Raw genomic sequence first — 13,842 nt, 5'->3', positions numbered from 1 at the left:
CTCAGGGCAGAACGATGTAGTCGTTGCGCTGCACGATGCCCCGGTGAGGAGCTTCCAGCAGCTCGACATAGCGTCCGCCCACCTGGTCGATGGGCAGGCAGTCATCGATGTCGACCAGGGCGTCGATGTGGGGCTTCTCCCACTCGCGGAGCATCTGCCGTCTGCCTTTGGCCTTGGCTCGTTCCATGTCTTCGGCCACCACCAGCAGATACCGGTGGGCTTCGCCATAGATCCCGGTTTCGTAGCCGCCAAGGTTGATGAAGAACAGCCGTGGCGAGCCGGGTGCCGGGGCCAGGTCGCTGAAGCCGACCTTCCAGCGATCGACGCCATCGACCCGCATCCAGGCATCGATATGCAGGCCCGTCTGGCTGCCGAACCAGTCCTGGCGCAACCGTGGATAGCTCGCCTCCAGGCTGTCGGCACGGACGAAGGCGACATCGTGCACTTCTATCTTTGCCCGGGGATGTTTTCCACCGAGCATCACTACCCACAACATTTCTGCTCCTTCTTGAGAGATCGGCACGGGGCGCGCCAGGGTTCCAGCATGCCGTGCATTATGTCGCAATCGATCGGGCAGAGGCTTGCCGCAAGGGCGGCACACGGAGCCGGGCGGCTCAGCACTCCTCGCGACGGGGCGGGTGCTGAAGGGCGCTGGCGGGGAGCGGATGATGCAGCCAGGCCAGGCACACCTCCTTGACCTCGACCCAGTTGCCATTCTGCGGGCGGTTTCGGCAACTCTTGAAAGCCAGACAGAGGCCGTTCCGGTCCAACAGGGCGAAATGGCGTGGGGAGGCGGGATAGGTCAGCAGAAAATTGGAGGGTCTCATGGCGGTGTTTCCAGTGGCTACCCGGCTTTTATAGGCGATAACTTCGGGGAAACCTCCATGAAAAATTGTGCAATTGTGTCGAATCGCAGTGGCGGTGAATGATGCTTCGCCGCCTTTGCCGGTGCCTGTCGGTGTTGTTCTGGAAGGGGTTGCAATGACCTGGGGCAAGCCATCGGGAAGATGAAAATTCTTTCACTGTGACGATTTCGTACCGCGTATATAGTGTGATCGCTCGTTCAAAAGCTTCCCTTGCCCGCCCTCCCGCGGGTTTTTTTTTGTCCACCGTTCGTCGCTGCCGTGCAGTTTTTTCTAAACCTTTGTCGCCTGGTGCATTCCCAACCCGGGAGAGCACGTTTTTTCAGCAGGAGGACAGCCATGAGCCGAAAGGCCCCACGACTACGCCCGATGTTTTTCAGCCTGATCCTTGGCGTGAGCCTGACCACCCAGGTCCAGGCGCGGACCCCGGCCGAGTTTATCGACAGCGCTTCGACGGCCAGTATCGCCGAGATCGAAACCAGCCGCCTGGCGATTCAGAAGACTTCCGCCACGGATATCAACAGCTACGCCGTGGAAATGATCAAGGATCACACCGACGCCAATCGTGACCTCAAGGCGATCGCCAGCAGGCACAACCTGCCGATGGCCTCCGATACGCAGATCATGGACCGGGCCAGCAAACTGATTCTGCAGGTGCAGGAAGGGGAGTCATTCGACGTCGCGTACGTGGCCAACCAGATCAGGACCCATGAGCAGGCCATCAAACTGTACGAGGAAGAGGCCCACCAGTCGCAGTCGCCCGAACTGAAGACCTTCGCCGAGCAGATCCTGCCCAAACTGCGCATGCACCTGGACATGGCCAGGAAGCTGGAGATGAGCCATCACCAGGGCGACTGATCACAGTCGCTGCAATCGACTGGTCTTGCTGCCCTGGCGCGACAGGACCATTTCCTCGAGGATCTCCCTGGCCAGCCGGGCCAGGGATTCGCGCCCCCGGTAGTCGGCACGGACGATGCCGGTCACGGCGAAGTGATCGGCACTCGGGCCGCTGAGGATCACCGACAGGGTACCGTCGGAATGCAACGTGCATTCGACTTCGTAGCTGGGCAAACGGGAGGCCAGTTCGGTCTCGATTTCCGACTTGCTCAGTGTGTCCATTCCAATGGCTCCATATCCGGTGGGGATGGCATTCAAAAGAATAGAATCTCACATTGCCTCGTGTTACAAGAATGTAAGTTCATGTTACGCCAAATCTGGCGGCCTGGGCCTGCTAGGCTCACAAACGGGCAATGATTGCCCGTGTGCCTTATCACTTTAAAAGGATGTACAGACGTGATTTCCATTCTTGAACTGCGCAACATCATCGAACTCGGCTTCCTGCCCCTGCGCTGCCAGTGCACAGTGGCTCCCGACTCATCGCTGACGGTGAGGGTCTTCGACGAGCCGACCGGTAGGGTTGACCTGCTGGTGACGGGGATTTCCAGCAATACCCTGACCAGCGCCAGGGCCATCGCCAATCTGGTCGCCGAGTTGCGCGCGGAGTTGCACAGCAACCAGGCGTCTGCGGCCGGTATTTCGCGGGTGACCGGCTAGTGACCGGTGTGGCGGATTCGCTCACCCGATTCTTGCTCCAAGGGGTGGGCATTCGAGTCAGCCACGCAGGACACTAGGCGCCAGCCATCGTTTTCTTCGAGATCAGGCCGCCTTGCGCAAAGCCTCGATCAGTTCCTGCTTGCGCATCCTGTGGCGCCCGACGATGTGCCGCGCGCGGGCTTCCTGCAGCAGACTGGCCTTGCTCTGGGTCTGCAGCGAAGCCTGGCTGTCGCGTGGATGGCCCTGGCGAGTGGCCGCCGCGCGTTTCGCGGAGTCCGAGCGGGCCTTGGCCTTGGCGGTTTCGGACTTGTGGCGGCCGGAACCGCCGGCCCGTTCGCCACCGCCCGACTGCTTGTTGACGGTGGCCCAGGCACGGGCTTCGGCCTCCGCCTGGGGCAGCCCCCTTTCTTCATAACTGGATTCGATACGAGCCGCCTGGCGCTTTTGCGCGGCGGTGTATTTGGCTTTGCTGGTTCGTGGCATTTTCTGACTCCTTGGCGTGAGTGGTCGCCAGGACGCCGACGGAGCGCGACGGCGCCCTCGGCTGAACTATGGCGTGCCGGAACCGCCGGTTCCGCCCGTGCCCAAGCCCTTGTTGCCGGAGCCCGGCGTGGTACCGTCACCGATGGGGCCGTTGCCATCGGTGTTCATGCCGCCCTGGCGGCCGGTGTCGTTGCCCTGGTTGCGCGGGTCGATGCCGGTACCGGGCGGCAAGGCGCCATTCTTGATCACGCTGCCATTGTCGGGATTGATGTCTCCGGGCAACTGCGGCGGTTTGGGTTCCTGCACCGGGTTAGTCGGCCCGGTGCTGGAGGGGGCGGCGAAAATCGCCAGGGATACCGATGACAACAGACCGGTCAACACCAGCGTCGCAAGTCTTGATGAAATCATGGTCAGTCTCCTTGTTCGAGAGTCCTTACCTGATATTGGGCCTTGCGTGGCGGGCGTTGGTGCCGGTGAGTCGACGAATGGCGCAGGCTCAGTCTTCGCCAATATCATTGAACGAGCAGTACTCGTCCCAGTCCATGCCCAGTGCCTCGGCCACTTCACGGTGCACTTCCAGGCGCATGGCCTGCAGCTCCTGCGGGCTTTCGGCGATCAGTTGCAGCGTCAGTTCCCAGGGTTCGATGCCCTGGCTTTCGGCTTCGTCGTCGAAGGCCCACTGAAATTGCTGTTGCTGCTCGGTCGGGCTCAGGCCCTGGGTCTCCTCGCGCAGGTGCGGGTTGGCGTCGAGGAATTTGGCGAGGGCGACCTCGCGGCGGGATTCTTTGGGGATCATGCTGGCGTCTCTGTGCGATGCGATGGCCACGGGCCTGGAAAACTGCGGACATGATAGTGCGCCATGGGGAAAATGACCGCTCAAATCTGGCGCAGGACGCGAGGCGCAGTGACGGCTGTTTTTCGCGAATGGACATCACCCTGTCATTCAACGATGGAAACAATCTTCCGGCTCTGCGAGGCTTGTACTTTCCTGGCCGCACCTGAGCCGCCTGAGTTCAATTTCCTGTATACGGATCGGATGCGATGACTGCTGATTTTGCTTCCCCTGGCCCGATAAAGGCCGTGATTTTCGACATGGATGGTTTGCTGCTCGATACCGAGGGCATCTACTCGGAGGTCACGCAGATCATCGTCGGTCGTTATGGTCGCCAATTCGACTGGAGCCACAAGCAGAACATCATCGGCCGCGGCGCGGGTGACCTGGCGCGTTATGTGGTGGAGGCCATGGACCTGCCGATCAGCCCCGAGGAGTTTCTCGCGGTGCGCGAGCCGCTGATGCGCGAACGCTTTCCCCTGGCTGGCTCGATGGCCGGTGCCGAAGCGCTGGTGCGGCATCTGTCGGCACACAGCGTTCCGATTGCGGTGGGGACCAGTTCGTCGCGGGGCTCGTTCGAACTCAAGACCACCCGGCATCGCGAGTGGTTTGCGCTGTTCGACACCATCGTTACGGCCGATGACCCGCAGGTGGGCCAGGCCAAGCCGGCGCCGGACATCTTCCTGCTGGCGGCCAGCCGTCTTGGCGTGGCGGCCGAGGATTGCCTGGTGTTCGAGGATTCGCCGTTCGGGGTGACCGCGGCAAAGGCGGCCGGGATGTACGCGGTGGCGGTGCCCGATCCGGCGATGGCCTTGGAGAAGTACCATCATGCGGACCGGGTGGTGACTTCGCTCAAGCACTTCGCCCTGGAGCCGATGGGCTTGCCGGCGATCGATTGGGCCAGGCACTACTGATGTAGAACTGGTGTGATCTGTTCGCGGATTCATCCGTGAACAGATCCCCTGCATGTGGCGCTGATCAGGCCGACACCGGCGCCTCGATCCGCCGCTGCACCAGCGTCCAGATCCCCAGTGCCAGCGCGGAAATCAGTCCGCCGACCACGACGATCCCGTTCCAGCCATAGGGCCCCCACAACTGCGCCCCCAGCAGCGAGCCCAGCGCACCGCCGATGAAGTAGCAGGTGATGTAGCCCGCGTTCAGGCGGTTGCGGGCTGCCGGGCGGACCTTGAACACCGCGTTCTGATTGCTCACGTGCACCAGTTGCACGGCGAAGTCGAGGACCAGTACGCCGACCAGCAACGCGGCCAGCGAATGCCCGGCGAAACCCAGCGGCAGCCAGGACAGCAGCAGCGCCAGCAGGCCGAGGGTGGTGGCGAGCTCGCCCTTGCCCCGGTCAGCCATGCGCCCGCCGAGGTTGGCGGCCATGGCGCCGACAGCGCCGGCCAGGCCGAACAGGCCGATCACGCCATCCGAATAGCCGTACGGCGGGTTCGCCAGCAGGAACGCCAGCGGCGTCCAGAACAGCGCGAACAGGCAGAAGCTCAAGAGGCCCAGGACCGCCCGCAAGCGCAGCACCGGCTCCTCGACGAACAGCCGGAACACCGAACCGAGCAGGGCCGGATAGCTCAGTCCGGCATTCTGCCGGTGGTGTGGCAAGGCCCGGGACAAGGCAAAGGCGCAGACGAACATCAGCACGGCGGCCAGCAGATAGATGGCCCGCCAGTCGCCGAACGATGACAGTGCTCCAGCTGCCGTGCGCGCCAGCAGTATGCCCAGCAGCAGGCCGCTCATCAGTGTGCCGACCACCCGTCCGCGTTGTTCCGGTGGCGTCAGGCTGGCGGCCATCGGCACCAGCACCTGGGCCACCACCGAGAACAGCCCCGTCAGCGCGGTACCCAGCAGCAACCAGGGCAGGCTCGCGGCGAAAGCGCTGATCAGCAGGCCGATGGCGCTGATCAGGGTCATGACCACGATCAGCCGGCGCTGCTCGAACAGGTCGCCCAGCGGCACCAGCAGCAACAGGCCGGCGCCGTAGCTCAACTGGGCGGTGATGACGATGGTCCCGGCGGTGGCCATGCTCAGGCTCAGTTGCTGGGCGATAGTGTGCAGCAGCGGCTGGGCGTAATAGTTGCTGGCCACCGCCAGGCCGGTGGCGGTGGCCATCAGTAGAATCAGGGCAGTATTCAAGGGTTTGTTGATTGTGTCGGACATTGCCTGTCTCGTTGTGGGATCTAGGTGTGAAGAGTATTCGGAATGTCTTAGCATGACGCCAATGCATTGTTTTCATTTCATCCATCTGTAAACGAGATAAATGCGGTGAACCTGAAACAGATCGAGTACGCCCTGGCGGTGGCCGACGAGGGCAGTTTTACCCGGGCGGCGGAGCGTTGCCATATCGTCCAGTCGGCGCTCAGTCATCAGATTGCCCGGTTGGAAGAACACCTGGGCACGCCGTTGTTCGAGCGCGGTTCGCGCAGGGTAAGGCTGACCGCCGCGGGCGAAGCCTTCGTGCGCAGTGCCCGGCCGGCACTGGAGGCGACCCGACGGATCGTCGCCGAGGTGGCGGCGGTTTCGGGCGAGGTGCGCGGCAGCCTGTCCATCGGCAAGATTTCGTCGTTGACCGAGGTCGATCTGGTGGAACTGCTGGCGCGATTCCATGGGCTTTATCCACAGGTGGATATTCACCTGAACATGAGCAAGAGCGAACTGCTCATGGCGGATGTCCGCGAACGGCGGTTGGACCTGGCCTTTGTCGGGCTGTGGCCGGGGGAGAAGATCGAGGGTCTGGCGATGCGCCTGCTGGCCGAGGAGGAGTTGGTCGCGGTGGTGCCGCCCGACCATCCACTGGCGAGCTGCGAGCGCCTGCCGTTGGCGAAGCTGGAGGATCAGCCGCTGGTGGACTTCCAGGCCGGCACTGCCGGGCGCCGACAGACCGACGAGGCCTTTGCCGCGGCCGGGTTGCGCCACCGGGTACAGTTCGAGGCGGGCAATGTGATGCTGGTGGGGGAGTTCGTCCGGCGCGGCCTGGCGCTGGGGCTGGTGCCGAGCAAGATTGCCGAGGGTTTGAGCGGCGTGGTGACCGTACCGGTGTACGACGCGCCGTCACGGCACCTGTATGCCGTGTGGTCCCATCGACCGACGCCGGCCGCCGCGGCCTTCCTGGTGTTGCTGGAACAGGCACTGGGCTGCCGGGAAAACCCTGGCAGCCCTGCTCAGGTCACGCGCTGAAGCCACCGTCGATGGTCAGGCTGGCACCGGTGATGTAGCCAGCCTCCGGTCCGGCCAGGTAGGCGACGAAGCTGGCGATTTCATCGACGTGGCCATAACGACCGCTGGCCATCAGCGATAACAGGCTGTCGGCGAACTCGCTGTTTGCCGGGTTCATGTCGGTGTCCACCGGTCCGGGCTGCACGTTGTTGACGGTGATGCCCTGCGGCCCGAGATCGCGGGCCAGGCCCTTGGTCAGCCCGACCAGTGCCGACTTGCTCATGGCGTAGGTGGCGCCGCCGGCAAACGGCATGCGCTCGGCGTTGGTGCTGCCGATGTTGATGATCCGACCACCGGCTCCCATGTGCCGTGCGGCTTCCTGGGTGGCGATGAACACGCTGCGGACGTTGATCGCCAGGGTCCGGTCGAAATCCTCCAGGCTGAACGTTTCCAGCGGCCCCATGGCCAATACGCCGGCATTGTTGACCAGGATATCCAGCCGGCCGAAGGCTTCCACGGTGTCGCTGACCGCCTGGCGGATCTCGTCGGCACTGGCGCTGTCGGCCTTGATCGCCAGGGCCTTGCCGCCATCGGCGATGACGCTGTCGCGCAACGCCTCGGCCTTGCTGGCGGAACTCACATAGGTGAAGGCCACTGCGGCGCCTTGTGCGGCCAGGCGCTTGACGATGGCTGCGCCGATGCCGCGGGAACCGCCCTGGACCAGGGCCACTTTACCGCTCAGATCATGTTCGTTCATTTCATCCTCCAAAGTTCAAGGCCGTTGGGGAAAGGGAGAGGGCCTTGTTGTTGGGAGCCAGTATCGACCGTGAATTGGTGACCGTGTAGAGGGTAATTGCTACAATCTGTATAAACCAAAAGTTTATGGTCGTTATCGTGGAGAGCCTCGGCAGCATCGAATGTTTTGTCCGTAGCGCCGAGGTCGGCAGCTTTGCCGAGGCGGCGCGACGTCTGGGCCTGACGCCGGCGGCGGTGGGCAAGAGCGTTGCCAAGCTCGAGGCCCGCCTGGGTGTGCGGCTGTTCCAGCGTAGCACCCGGCGCCTGACCTTGACCGAGGCCGGGCAGTTGTTCCTGGCCGAAGTCGGTACCAGCCTGCACAGCATCCAGAATGCCGTGGCCAACCTCGCCAGCGCCAAGGGGCGTCCGGCGGGAACGCTCAAGGTCAGCATGGGAACGGTGTTCGGACGCCTGTATATCGTGCCGCTGCTCGGGGAGTTCCTGCGGCGCTTCCCGGAGATCCGTCCGGACTGGCATTTCGATAACCGCCAGGTGGACCTGATCGGCCAGGGGTTCGATGCGGCGATCGGCGGTGGTTTCGAACTGCCCCAGGGGGTGGTGGCGCGCAGGCTGACGGTGGCTCATCGGGTGCTGGTGGCCAGCGCGGATTACCTGGAGCGGCAGGTGCCGGTCCAGGTGCCGGATGATCTGCGCCGTTGCACGGGCATCCTGATCCGTTCACCGCAGACCGGTCGCGTGCGTTCCTGGCAACTGACCGGCCCGGCCGGCGACCAGCAGCCGCTGAGCCTGACCCCGTGCATGACCATGAGCGATTCGGAGGCGGCCTGCGCGGTCGCGGCCCAGGGCCTGGGCGTGGCCCTGGTGAGCATGCCGTTCGCCGTGCCCTGGCTGCGGGCCGGGACCTTGCAACGGGTATTGCCCGACTGGTACGTGGACGATGGCCAGCTCTCGATCTATTACGCTGAACACAAGCTGCTGCCGGGCAAGACCCGGGCCTTCGTCGATTTCATCATCGAGCGGTTTGCCGAGCAGCGGTTGGCTGTGCAGTTCGATGCGCGCCGATCATCCTGAACACATCCAGTCCCACTGCTGAGGTTTCAGGCAAGGTTCGCGGGCAAGCCATCCCCCTGGTTGGCTAACCTGTCAACGACGCAGATGTTCCGGCCAGCCGATGATCTGCTTCGGCCGCGGCTTGGCGTAGGTGCGCACCTTGGAGGTCGACAGCCCCAGGCGTACCAGCGATTCGGCGATGGTCACCGCAGCGGTCACACCATCCACCACGGGAACGCCCGTACGCTGGCGGATCTGCTCATCCAGGCCGGCCATGCCACCGCAGCCAAGGCAGATCACCTCGGCCTTGTCGTCCCGCACGGCCTGTTCGGCCTGCTGGACGATGGCATTCACCGCCCGTTGCGGATCCTCCTCGAGCTCCAGCACCGCCAGGCCACTGGCGCGTACCGAGGCACAGCGCTGATAGAGCCCGGCCAGCTTCAGTCGGTCCTCGATCAGCGGTACGGTGCGGTCGAGAGTGGTGACCACCGAATAGGCATGGCCGAGAAACATCGCGGTGCTGGCGCCGGCTTCGGTGATGTCCACCACCGGTACATCGAGCAATTCCTGCAGGCCTTCGCGACCGTGTTCGCCGTAGCCGGCCTGGATCACCGCGTCATAGGGCTGGCCGTAGGCCAGCACCCGATCCATCACGGCGATGGCCGCCAGGTAGCTTTCGAAATTGCCCTCCACCGAGTCGGCACCGAAGTACGGCGTCAGGCCGACGATTTCGGTGCCCGGCGCGGCGACGGCCTGGGCCTGGCGGGCGATGGCCTCGGTGATCGAGGCGGTGGTGTTGACGTTGACGATCAGAATCCGCATGGGGCAATCCTTGTTCGGCGGGCCGGCATGGCCCGGTGCTCAATGGCTGGGGTTGTCGACGGCGATGGATGCGCCGCTGACGTCGGTGTAATGGGCGTCGCGCCTGGCGATGAGCAGATAGAGCAGCCCGGCGATACCGGCACCGAACATCCAGGAGAACGGCGAGACACTGTCGAACCCCGGGACCAGGGCCAGCACGATGGCGATCAGCGCGGCCGGAATGAACGCCGCCACCGCCCGCGGGTTGATGCCGTGGCTGTAGTAGTAGGGGCCGGCCGGATCCTCGCTGTACAGCGCCGGTACGTCGACACGGCCTTTTCGCAGCAGCCAGTAGTCGACCATGATCACGCCGTACAACGGTCCCAGCAGGGCGCCCAGTCCGGACAGGAAGTAAACGATCACCAGCGGGCTGTTGTAGAGGTTCCACGGCAGAATCAGCACGGCGATCGCGGCGCTGATCAGCCCGGCACGGCGGAAGGTCAGCAGGCGTGGGGCCAGGTTGCTGAGGACGAACGCCGGGGCGACGAAATTGGCCATGATGTTCACCGCCACGGTGACGATCAGGAATGCCAGGCAGCCGAGCACCAGGAAGAAGGGGTTGGGAATCGAGGCGATGATATCGGTCGGGCTCTGGATCACCTGGCCGTTGATCTGGAACTGGGCGCCGCACAGCAGTACGGTAATGCTGGCGAACATCAGGATGTTCACCGGCAGCCCCCAGAAGTTGCCGACCAGAATGGTCCGACGGCTGGGCGAGGAACGGGCGAAATCGCAGAAGTTGAGGATCAGCGTGCCGTAGATCGACAGCCACAGGGCCGCGCCGGCAAAGATGTTGCGCCACATCTCGCCGCCGCTCAGCGGCTCGCGGATCGACCAGGCGATGGTCGCGCCGGCCCGGGTGTACATCCAGGCGGCCAGAGCGGCCACGGTGAACAGGATCACCGGCCCGGCAAAGCCCTCGTAGCGACGGACCGTCTCCATGCCGTAGGCGAGGATTACCAGTTGCACGAGCCAGATGATCACGAAGCAGACCCAGCCGAGCGTCGACAGGCCGAGAATCGAGTTGTGGTCATAATCGGCGAAGTCCGGGTGAATGGCGGTCAGCAGCACCCGGAAGACCACGGAAGCCAGATAGGTCTGGATTCCGAACCAGGCGATCGCGATCACCGCACGGATCAGTGCCGGTAATTGCGCACCATGGATGCCGAAGCTGATCCGGCTGATCACCGGGAAGGGCACGCCGGTCTTCTGGCCCATGAAGCCGGAAAGGTTCATGAAGAAATACACCAGTGCCGCGCCGATACCCAGCGACAGGAGGATCTGCCAGCCGCCCAGGCCCATCGCATAGAGGCCGATGGCGAAGGAGTAGTTGGCGATATTGTGCACATCGTTGGTCCACAGGGCGAAGATGCTGTAGCCACCCCAGCGCCTGCCTTCCACCTTGGTCGGCGCCAGATCCGGGTTGTGCAGGCGCGGGCTGAGGGCCGTGGTGCTCGGGTCGAGCGATGAGACGGGAAGATCCAGTGCGGCGTGTGACGAGAGACTGGTAGGCATTCCGGCTGGCTCCTGGCTCCGGGCTGAGACCCCGCGGGGTAGCGCTCGGTGAGCTTTTTGTATGTAGGTTTTTATTAAGTTGTATACAAATTCGCTGTCGAGCTAAGCCAGTTTTATGCCAGTTTTCGATCTATAAAATTTCCTGTTAATTTCGATTTATTCGGCTATTTACCTAACTATATGAAATAAAAGAAATATAAGTTGACCGATCGAACAGCTATTTTGTCATGCGTGAAGGTTTTGGCTGATGCGCTGTCGTTTCGATCAAGCAGTGGCCTGTCACTTTATGGTGCGTGGCGATCAAGTGTGCACACTCATGTGACACTTATGGTTACAGCCATGTGTACAGTTGTCTGCTCGGCATTTGACAGCTTCCCGCGGGCCGTTCGATAGTGTCCACGCCTGCCCTGGTACCGCTTTCTCTCGTTCTTCCAATAAAATCGATCGGAATCGGAGTCTCGGATGTCTGCACCACGCGATACGGCTACCCAACACATTTCCTACGTTGATCTGGTTGTGCTCCTGCAGCAGGTTTTCCAGCGGCATGGCACGTCCCCGGAGGTGGCGCGGGTGCTGGCCGTCAACTGCGCCAGCGCCGAGCGGGACGGCGCCCACAGCCACGGCGTCTTCCGTATCCCGGGGTACGTCTCGACACTGGCCAGCGGCTGGGTCGATGGTCATGCGCTGCCGGTGGTCGAGGATGTCGCCCCGGGCTTCGTGCGGGTCGATGCCGCCAACGGTTTCGCCCAGCCGGCCCTGGCCGCGGCCCGTGAGCTGCTGCTGGAAAAGGTCCGTCATGCCGGGATCGCGGTGCTTGCCATTCGCAATTCCCACCACTTCGCCGCGCTCTGGCCGGATGTCGAACCGTTCGCCGATGAAGGTCTGGTAGCGCTGAGCGTGGTCAACTCGATGACCTGTGTCGTGCCCCATGGCGCCGAACGGCCGCTGTTCGGCACCAATCCGATCGCCTTTGCCGCCCCCCGGGCCGGTGCTGCCCCGATCGTGTTCGACCTGGCCACCAGCGCCATGGCCCATGGCGACGTACAGATCGCCGCGCGCAAGGGCGAGCAGTTGCCGGACGGTGTGGGCGTGGACCGCGACGGGCGGCCGACCTGTGACCCCAAGGCGATCCTGGACGGCGGGGCATTGTTGCCGTTCGGCGGGCACAAGGGTTCTGCGTTGTCGATGATGGTCGAGCTGCTGGCGGCTGCCCTGACCGGCGGGAATTTTTCCTTCGAGTTCGATTGGTCCCGGCATCCGGGCGCCAAGACGCCCTGGACCGGGCAACTGATCATCGTCATCGACCCCGCCCGCTCGGCCGGACGGGATTTCGCCGAGCGCAGCCAGACCCTGGTCAGCCAGATGCACGGCGTTGGTCAGCAGCGCCTGCCGGGTGACCGGCGGCACCGGCAGCGGGCCGCTTCGCTGGCGCACGGGATAGAACTGTCGGTGGAGACGTTGCGGCAGTTGCGCGAGCTGGCCTAGGCCAGCTCGGCGGCGAGGAGGGCGTGGCCGCTCAGGAGCGGCGTCCCAGCAGCAGGCCGACCACCAGGCCGAACCCGGCGGAGATCGCCACGGTCTGCCAGGGGTGCCCGCCGATGTAGGTTTCGGTCGCCTCGACCACCGGGCGGGTGGTTTCGCGCACGTGGGTGACCGAGTCCAGGGCTTGCTTGAGTTTCTGGCTGACCTGGGCGCGCAGGCTTTCACCCTCTTCGCCGACCAGTGTCGCGCTGTCCTTGAGCAGCTTTTCCGATTCCTGGATCAGCGCCTGCAACTCGCTGAAGGCCTGGTCCTTGATCTGATCTTCGGCGGCTTGTATGGCGGATTTACGGGCCATGGCGATATTCCTTTGCAAGTGAATGAGGCTCTGAAGAATGGGAGTCGGGTGGAGCGGGGAAAGTTGCAAATTTTTCCTGTCACACGTGGGGCGAGCGAAAATCCCCGGTCGGATGTTGCCAGCGACAGTGTAAGATACAGCTCTATTTGCACCGCAGGATTTTCCAATGAGCTTCAATCTGGCTAACAAGTCCCTGGCCGAGCGGGCCGCCATCGAGGATGAGAAGTCACGCCTGTTCGAACTCTGGCAAAGCAACCTGGGCAAGGCCAAGGGTGAGGCCGCGCGGCTGTTCGGTGAGCGTGCCAAGCGCAAGGGCAAGTGGGCGGAGTGGGTACGTACCGAGCTCGATACCCTGTCGCCGCCGGAGTACACCAGCATGGTGCGCAGCGAGGTCAACCGCCTGATGGCGGCGGCCAAGTAAGGGCCAGCTCAGCTGACGCGGGTCACCCAGTAGTTTTGCCGGACGCCGGCCACGGCGATCCGCACTTCGTCACCGTCGAATTTGCCCAGCAGTGCCTGACCCAGTGGCGAGCGGGGGCTGATCACGGTGATCGGGCGCCCCTCCCATTCCACCTTCAAACCGGCGGCGTCCGGGGCCAGGAACAGCCACTGTTCGCTGCCGTTCTCGGCTTCGAGGGTCAGCAGGGCGCCCACCTGAATGCCGAGCTGCTCGTCATAGGCGCGCAGGGGCAGTTCCTGGCAGCGCTTGAGCGCCTGGCGGATCTCCTCGGTGCGCCGTGCCTGCCCGGTCGCCAGGTAGGAGGCTTCCAGGCCGAGGGTGTCGTACTTGTTCTCGGCGACGTTCTCTTCATGGGTCGCGGCTTCGTAGGCGGTTTGCGCCGCCCTTTGCAGGACATCGAGGTCGACCGTCAGGGTGTCGATGATTCGCTGATGAATCGCCTGTTTGTCCATTTGATCCGGCC

19 protein-coding genes are annotated in these 13,842 nt (G+C 63.5%); 7 read left to right on the top strand and 12 right to left on the bottom strand.

From position 1 onward, the window contains the following. Position 1: 1 nt before the first annotated feature. Together K675_RS0122380 and K675_RS0122375 are read right to left on the bottom strand one after the other, a co-directional pair. Positions 2 to 496, bottom strand: a complete 495-nt coding sequence (locus tag K675_RS0122380; RefSeq protein ID WP_026145442.1) for a DUF1543 domain-containing protein — start codon at positions 494 to 496, stop codon at positions 2 to 4. Between the two features lie 118 nt (positions 497 to 614). Further along, a complete protein-coding gene (locus K675_RS0122375) occupies positions 615 to 827 on the bottom strand; it encodes a hypothetical protein (protein WP_017905701.1) in 213 nt (70 codons plus the stop codon). Between the two features lie 375 nt (positions 828 to 1,202). On the opposite strand from K675_RS0122375, the gene K675_RS0122370 reads away from it, so the two are divergent. Further along, the gene (locus tag K675_RS0122370) at positions 1,203 to 1,721 is read left to right on the top strand and encodes a DUF4142 domain-containing protein (RefSeq protein ID WP_026145441.1); all 519 of its coding nucleotides are present in this window, start codon (positions 1,203 to 1,205) and stop codon (positions 1,719 to 1,721) included. Here the strand turns inward: K675_RS0122370 and K675_RS0122365 are convergent, their stop codons facing one another. Then, positions 1,722 to 1,982 (bottom strand): hypothetical protein, encoded by a 261-nt coding sequence (locus K675_RS0122365; protein ID WP_017905699.1) that lies wholly within the window; start codon positions 1,980 to 1,982, stop codon positions 1,722 to 1,724. It lies immediately after the preceding gene. A gap of 174 nt (positions 1,983 to 2,156) precedes the next feature. Between K675_RS0122365 and K675_RS0122360 the strand changes: the two genes are divergently transcribed. Then, entirely contained in the window at positions 2,157 to 2,417 is a 261-nt protein-coding gene (locus K675_RS0122360) for a DUF1652 domain-containing protein (protein WP_017905698.1), read from the top strand. Positions 2,418 to 2,519: 102 nt separating this feature from the next. Here K675_RS0122360 and K675_RS0122355 read toward each other — a convergent pair whose 3' ends face one another. The 3 genes from K675_RS0122355 to K675_RS0122345 form a co-directional block, all read right to left on the bottom strand. Continuing rightward, positions 2,520 to 2,900, bottom strand: coding sequence for a Rho termination factor N-terminal domain-containing protein (locus K675_RS0122355; RefSeq protein ID WP_017905697.1), 381 nt, complete (start codon positions 2,898 to 2,900; stop codon positions 2,520 to 2,522). A gap of 66 nt (positions 2,901 to 2,966) precedes the next feature. After that, positions 2,967 to 3,308, bottom strand: a complete 342-nt coding sequence (locus tag K675_RS0122350; protein WP_026145440.1) for a hypothetical protein — start codon at positions 3,306 to 3,308, stop codon at positions 2,967 to 2,969. 88 nt (positions 3,309 to 3,396) lie between these two features. Further along, positions 3,397 to 3,696: a DUF6388 family protein gene (locus tag K675_RS0122345; protein WP_017905695.1), complete on the bottom strand. Its 300-nt coding sequence runs from the start codon at positions 3,694 to 3,696 to the stop codon at positions 3,397 to 3,399. 245 nt (positions 3,697 to 3,941) lie between these two features. Here K675_RS0122345 and K675_RS0122340 point away from each other — a divergent pair, with 245 nt between their 5' ends. Further along, a complete protein-coding gene (locus tag K675_RS0122340; RefSeq protein ID WP_026145439.1) occupies positions 3,942 to 4,646 on the top strand; it encodes an HAD-IA family hydrolase in 705 nt (234 codons plus the stop codon). Positions 4,647 to 4,710: 64 nt separating this feature from the next. On the opposite strand, the gene K675_RS0122335 is transcribed toward K675_RS0122340, so the two are convergent. Continuing rightward, the gene (locus tag K675_RS0122335) at positions 4,711 to 5,904 is read right to left on the bottom strand and encodes an MFS transporter (protein ID WP_017905693.1); all 1,194 of its coding nucleotides are present in this window, start codon (positions 5,902 to 5,904) and stop codon (positions 4,711 to 4,713) included. 105 nt (positions 5,905 to 6,009) lie between these two features. On the opposite strand from K675_RS0122335, the gene K675_RS0122330 reads away from it, so the two are divergent. After that, a complete protein-coding gene (locus tag K675_RS0122330) occupies positions 6,010 to 6,921 on the top strand; it encodes a LysR substrate-binding domain-containing protein (protein ID WP_017905692.1) in 912 nt (303 codons plus the stop codon). On the opposite strand, the gene K675_RS0122325 is transcribed toward K675_RS0122330, so the two are convergent. After that, complete coding sequence (locus K675_RS0122325; protein WP_017905691.1) at positions 6,911 to 7,657, bottom strand: 3-oxoacyl-ACP reductase family protein; 747 nt, start codon at positions 7,655 to 7,657, stop codon at positions 6,911 to 6,913. The genes K675_RS0122330 and K675_RS0122325 overlap by 11 nt on opposite strands. Before the next feature lie 137 nt (positions 7,658 to 7,794). Here K675_RS0122325 and K675_RS0122320 point away from each other — a divergent pair, with 137 nt between their 5' ends. After that, positions 7,795 to 8,727: a LysR family transcriptional regulator gene (locus tag K675_RS0122320; protein WP_026145438.1), complete on the top strand. Its 933-nt coding sequence runs from the start codon at positions 7,795 to 7,797 to the stop codon at positions 8,725 to 8,727. A 72-nt stretch (positions 8,728 to 8,799) separates the two neighbouring features. Here the strand turns inward: K675_RS0122320 and K675_RS0122315 are convergent, their stop codons facing one another. Next, on the bottom strand, positions 8,800 to 9,528 hold the full coding sequence (locus K675_RS0122315; RefSeq protein ID WP_017905689.1) for an aspartate/glutamate racemase family protein: 729 nt from the start codon (positions 9,526 to 9,528) through the stop codon (positions 8,800 to 8,802). A gap of 39 nt (positions 9,529 to 9,567) precedes the next feature. After that, on the bottom strand, positions 9,568 to 11,082 hold the full coding sequence (locus K675_RS0122310) for an NCS1 family nucleobase:cation symporter-1 (protein ID WP_017905688.1): 1,515 nt from the start codon (positions 11,080 to 11,082) through the stop codon (positions 9,568 to 9,570). 462 nt (positions 11,083 to 11,544) lie between these two features. Between K675_RS0122310 and K675_RS0122305 the strand changes: the two genes are divergently transcribed. Continuing rightward, a complete protein-coding gene (locus tag K675_RS0122305; protein WP_026145437.1) occupies positions 11,545 to 12,567 on the top strand; it encodes an Ldh family oxidoreductase in 1,023 nt (340 codons plus the stop codon). Positions 12,568 to 12,598: 31 nt separating this feature from the next. Here K675_RS0122305 and K675_RS0122300 read toward each other — a convergent pair whose 3' ends face one another. Beyond that, positions 12,599 to 12,919, bottom strand: a complete 321-nt coding sequence (locus tag K675_RS0122300; RefSeq protein WP_017905686.1) for a DUF883 family protein — start codon at positions 12,917 to 12,919, stop codon at positions 12,599 to 12,601. 166 nt (positions 12,920 to 13,085) lie between these two features. Here K675_RS0122300 and K675_RS0122295 point away from each other — a divergent pair, with 166 nt between their 5' ends. After that, entirely contained in the window at positions 13,086 to 13,340 is a 255-nt protein-coding gene (locus K675_RS0122295; RefSeq protein ID WP_017905685.1) for a hypothetical protein, read from the top strand. Positions 13,341 to 13,348: 8 nt separating this feature from the next. On the opposite strand, the gene K675_RS0122290 is transcribed toward K675_RS0122295, so the two are convergent. After that, positions 13,349 to 13,831 (bottom strand): GreA/GreB family elongation factor, encoded by a 483-nt coding sequence (locus K675_RS0122290; RefSeq protein ID WP_017905684.1) that lies wholly within the window; start codon positions 13,829 to 13,831, stop codon positions 13,349 to 13,351. Positions 13,832 to 13,842: the final 11 nt, after the last annotated feature.

It is taken from the genome of Pseudomonas fuscovaginae SE-1 (assembly GCF_000364705.1).
Classification (GTDB): domain Bacteria; phylum Pseudomonadota; class Gammaproteobacteria; order Pseudomonadales; family Pseudomonadaceae; genus Aquipseudomonas; species Aquipseudomonas fuscovaginae_A.
This window is presented reverse-complemented; position numbering and strand designations above follow the sequence as displayed.

What these genes read in the sequence shown, in the direction of transcription:
- K675_RS0122380 (WP_026145442.1), bottom strand. Translation starts at nt 496, where the DNA reads ATGTTGTGGGTAGTGATGCTCGGTGGAAAACATCCCCGGGCAAAGATA.
- K675_RS0122375 (WP_017905701.1), bottom strand. Translation starts at nt 827, where the DNA reads ATGAGACCCTCCAATTTTCTGCTGACCTATCCCGCCTCCCCACGCCAT.
- K675_RS0122370 (WP_026145441.1), top strand. Translation starts at nt 1,203, where the DNA reads ATGAGCCGAAAGGCCCCACGACTACGCCCGATGTTTTTCAGCCTGATC.
- K675_RS0122365 (WP_017905699.1), bottom strand. Translation starts at nt 1,982, where the DNA reads ATGGACACACTGAGCAAGTCGGAAATCGAGACCGAACTGGCCTCCCGT.
- K675_RS0122355 (WP_017905697.1), bottom strand. Translation starts at nt 2,900, where the DNA reads ATGCCACGAACCAGCAAAGCCAAATACACCGCCGCGCAAAAGCGCCAG.
- K675_RS0122350 (WP_026145440.1), bottom strand. Translation starts at nt 3,308, where the DNA reads ATGATTTCATCAAGACTTGCGACGCTGGTGTTGACCGGTCTGTTGTCA.
- K675_RS0122345 (WP_017905695.1), bottom strand. Translation starts at nt 3,696, where the DNA reads ATGATCCCCAAAGAATCCCGCCGCGAGGTCGCCCTCGCCAAATTCCTC.
- K675_RS0122340 (WP_026145439.1), top strand. Translation starts at nt 3,942, where the DNA reads ATGACTGCTGATTTTGCTTCCCCTGGCCCGATAAAGGCCGTGATTTTC.
- K675_RS0122335 (WP_017905693.1), bottom strand. Translation starts at nt 5,904, where the DNA reads ATGTCCGACACAATCAACAAACCCTTGAATACTGCCCTGATTCTACTG.
- K675_RS0122325 (WP_017905691.1), bottom strand. Translation starts at nt 7,657, where the DNA reads ATGAACGAACATGATCTGAGCGGTAAAGTGGCCCTGGTCCAGGGCGGT.
- K675_RS0122315 (WP_017905689.1), bottom strand. Translation starts at nt 9,528, where the DNA reads ATGCGGATTCTGATCGTCAACGTCAACACCACCGCCTCGATCACCGAG.
- K675_RS0122310 (WP_017905688.1), bottom strand. Translation starts at nt 11,082, where the DNA reads ATGCCTACCAGTCTCTCGTCACACGCCGCACTGGATCTTCCCGTCTCA.
- K675_RS0122305 (WP_026145437.1), top strand. Translation starts at nt 11,545, where the DNA reads ATGTCTGCACCACGCGATACGGCTACCCAACACATTTCCTACGTTGAT.
- K675_RS0122300 (WP_017905686.1), bottom strand. Translation starts at nt 12,919, where the DNA reads ATGGCCCGTAAATCCGCCATACAAGCCGCCGAAGATCAGATCAAGGAC.
- K675_RS0122295 (WP_017905685.1), top strand. Translation starts at nt 13,086, where the DNA reads ATGAGCTTCAATCTGGCTAACAAGTCCCTGGCCGAGCGGGCCGCCATC.
- K675_RS0122290 (WP_017905684.1), bottom strand. Translation starts at nt 13,831, where the DNA reads ATGGACAAACAGGCGATTCATCAGCGAATCATCGACACCCTGACGGTC.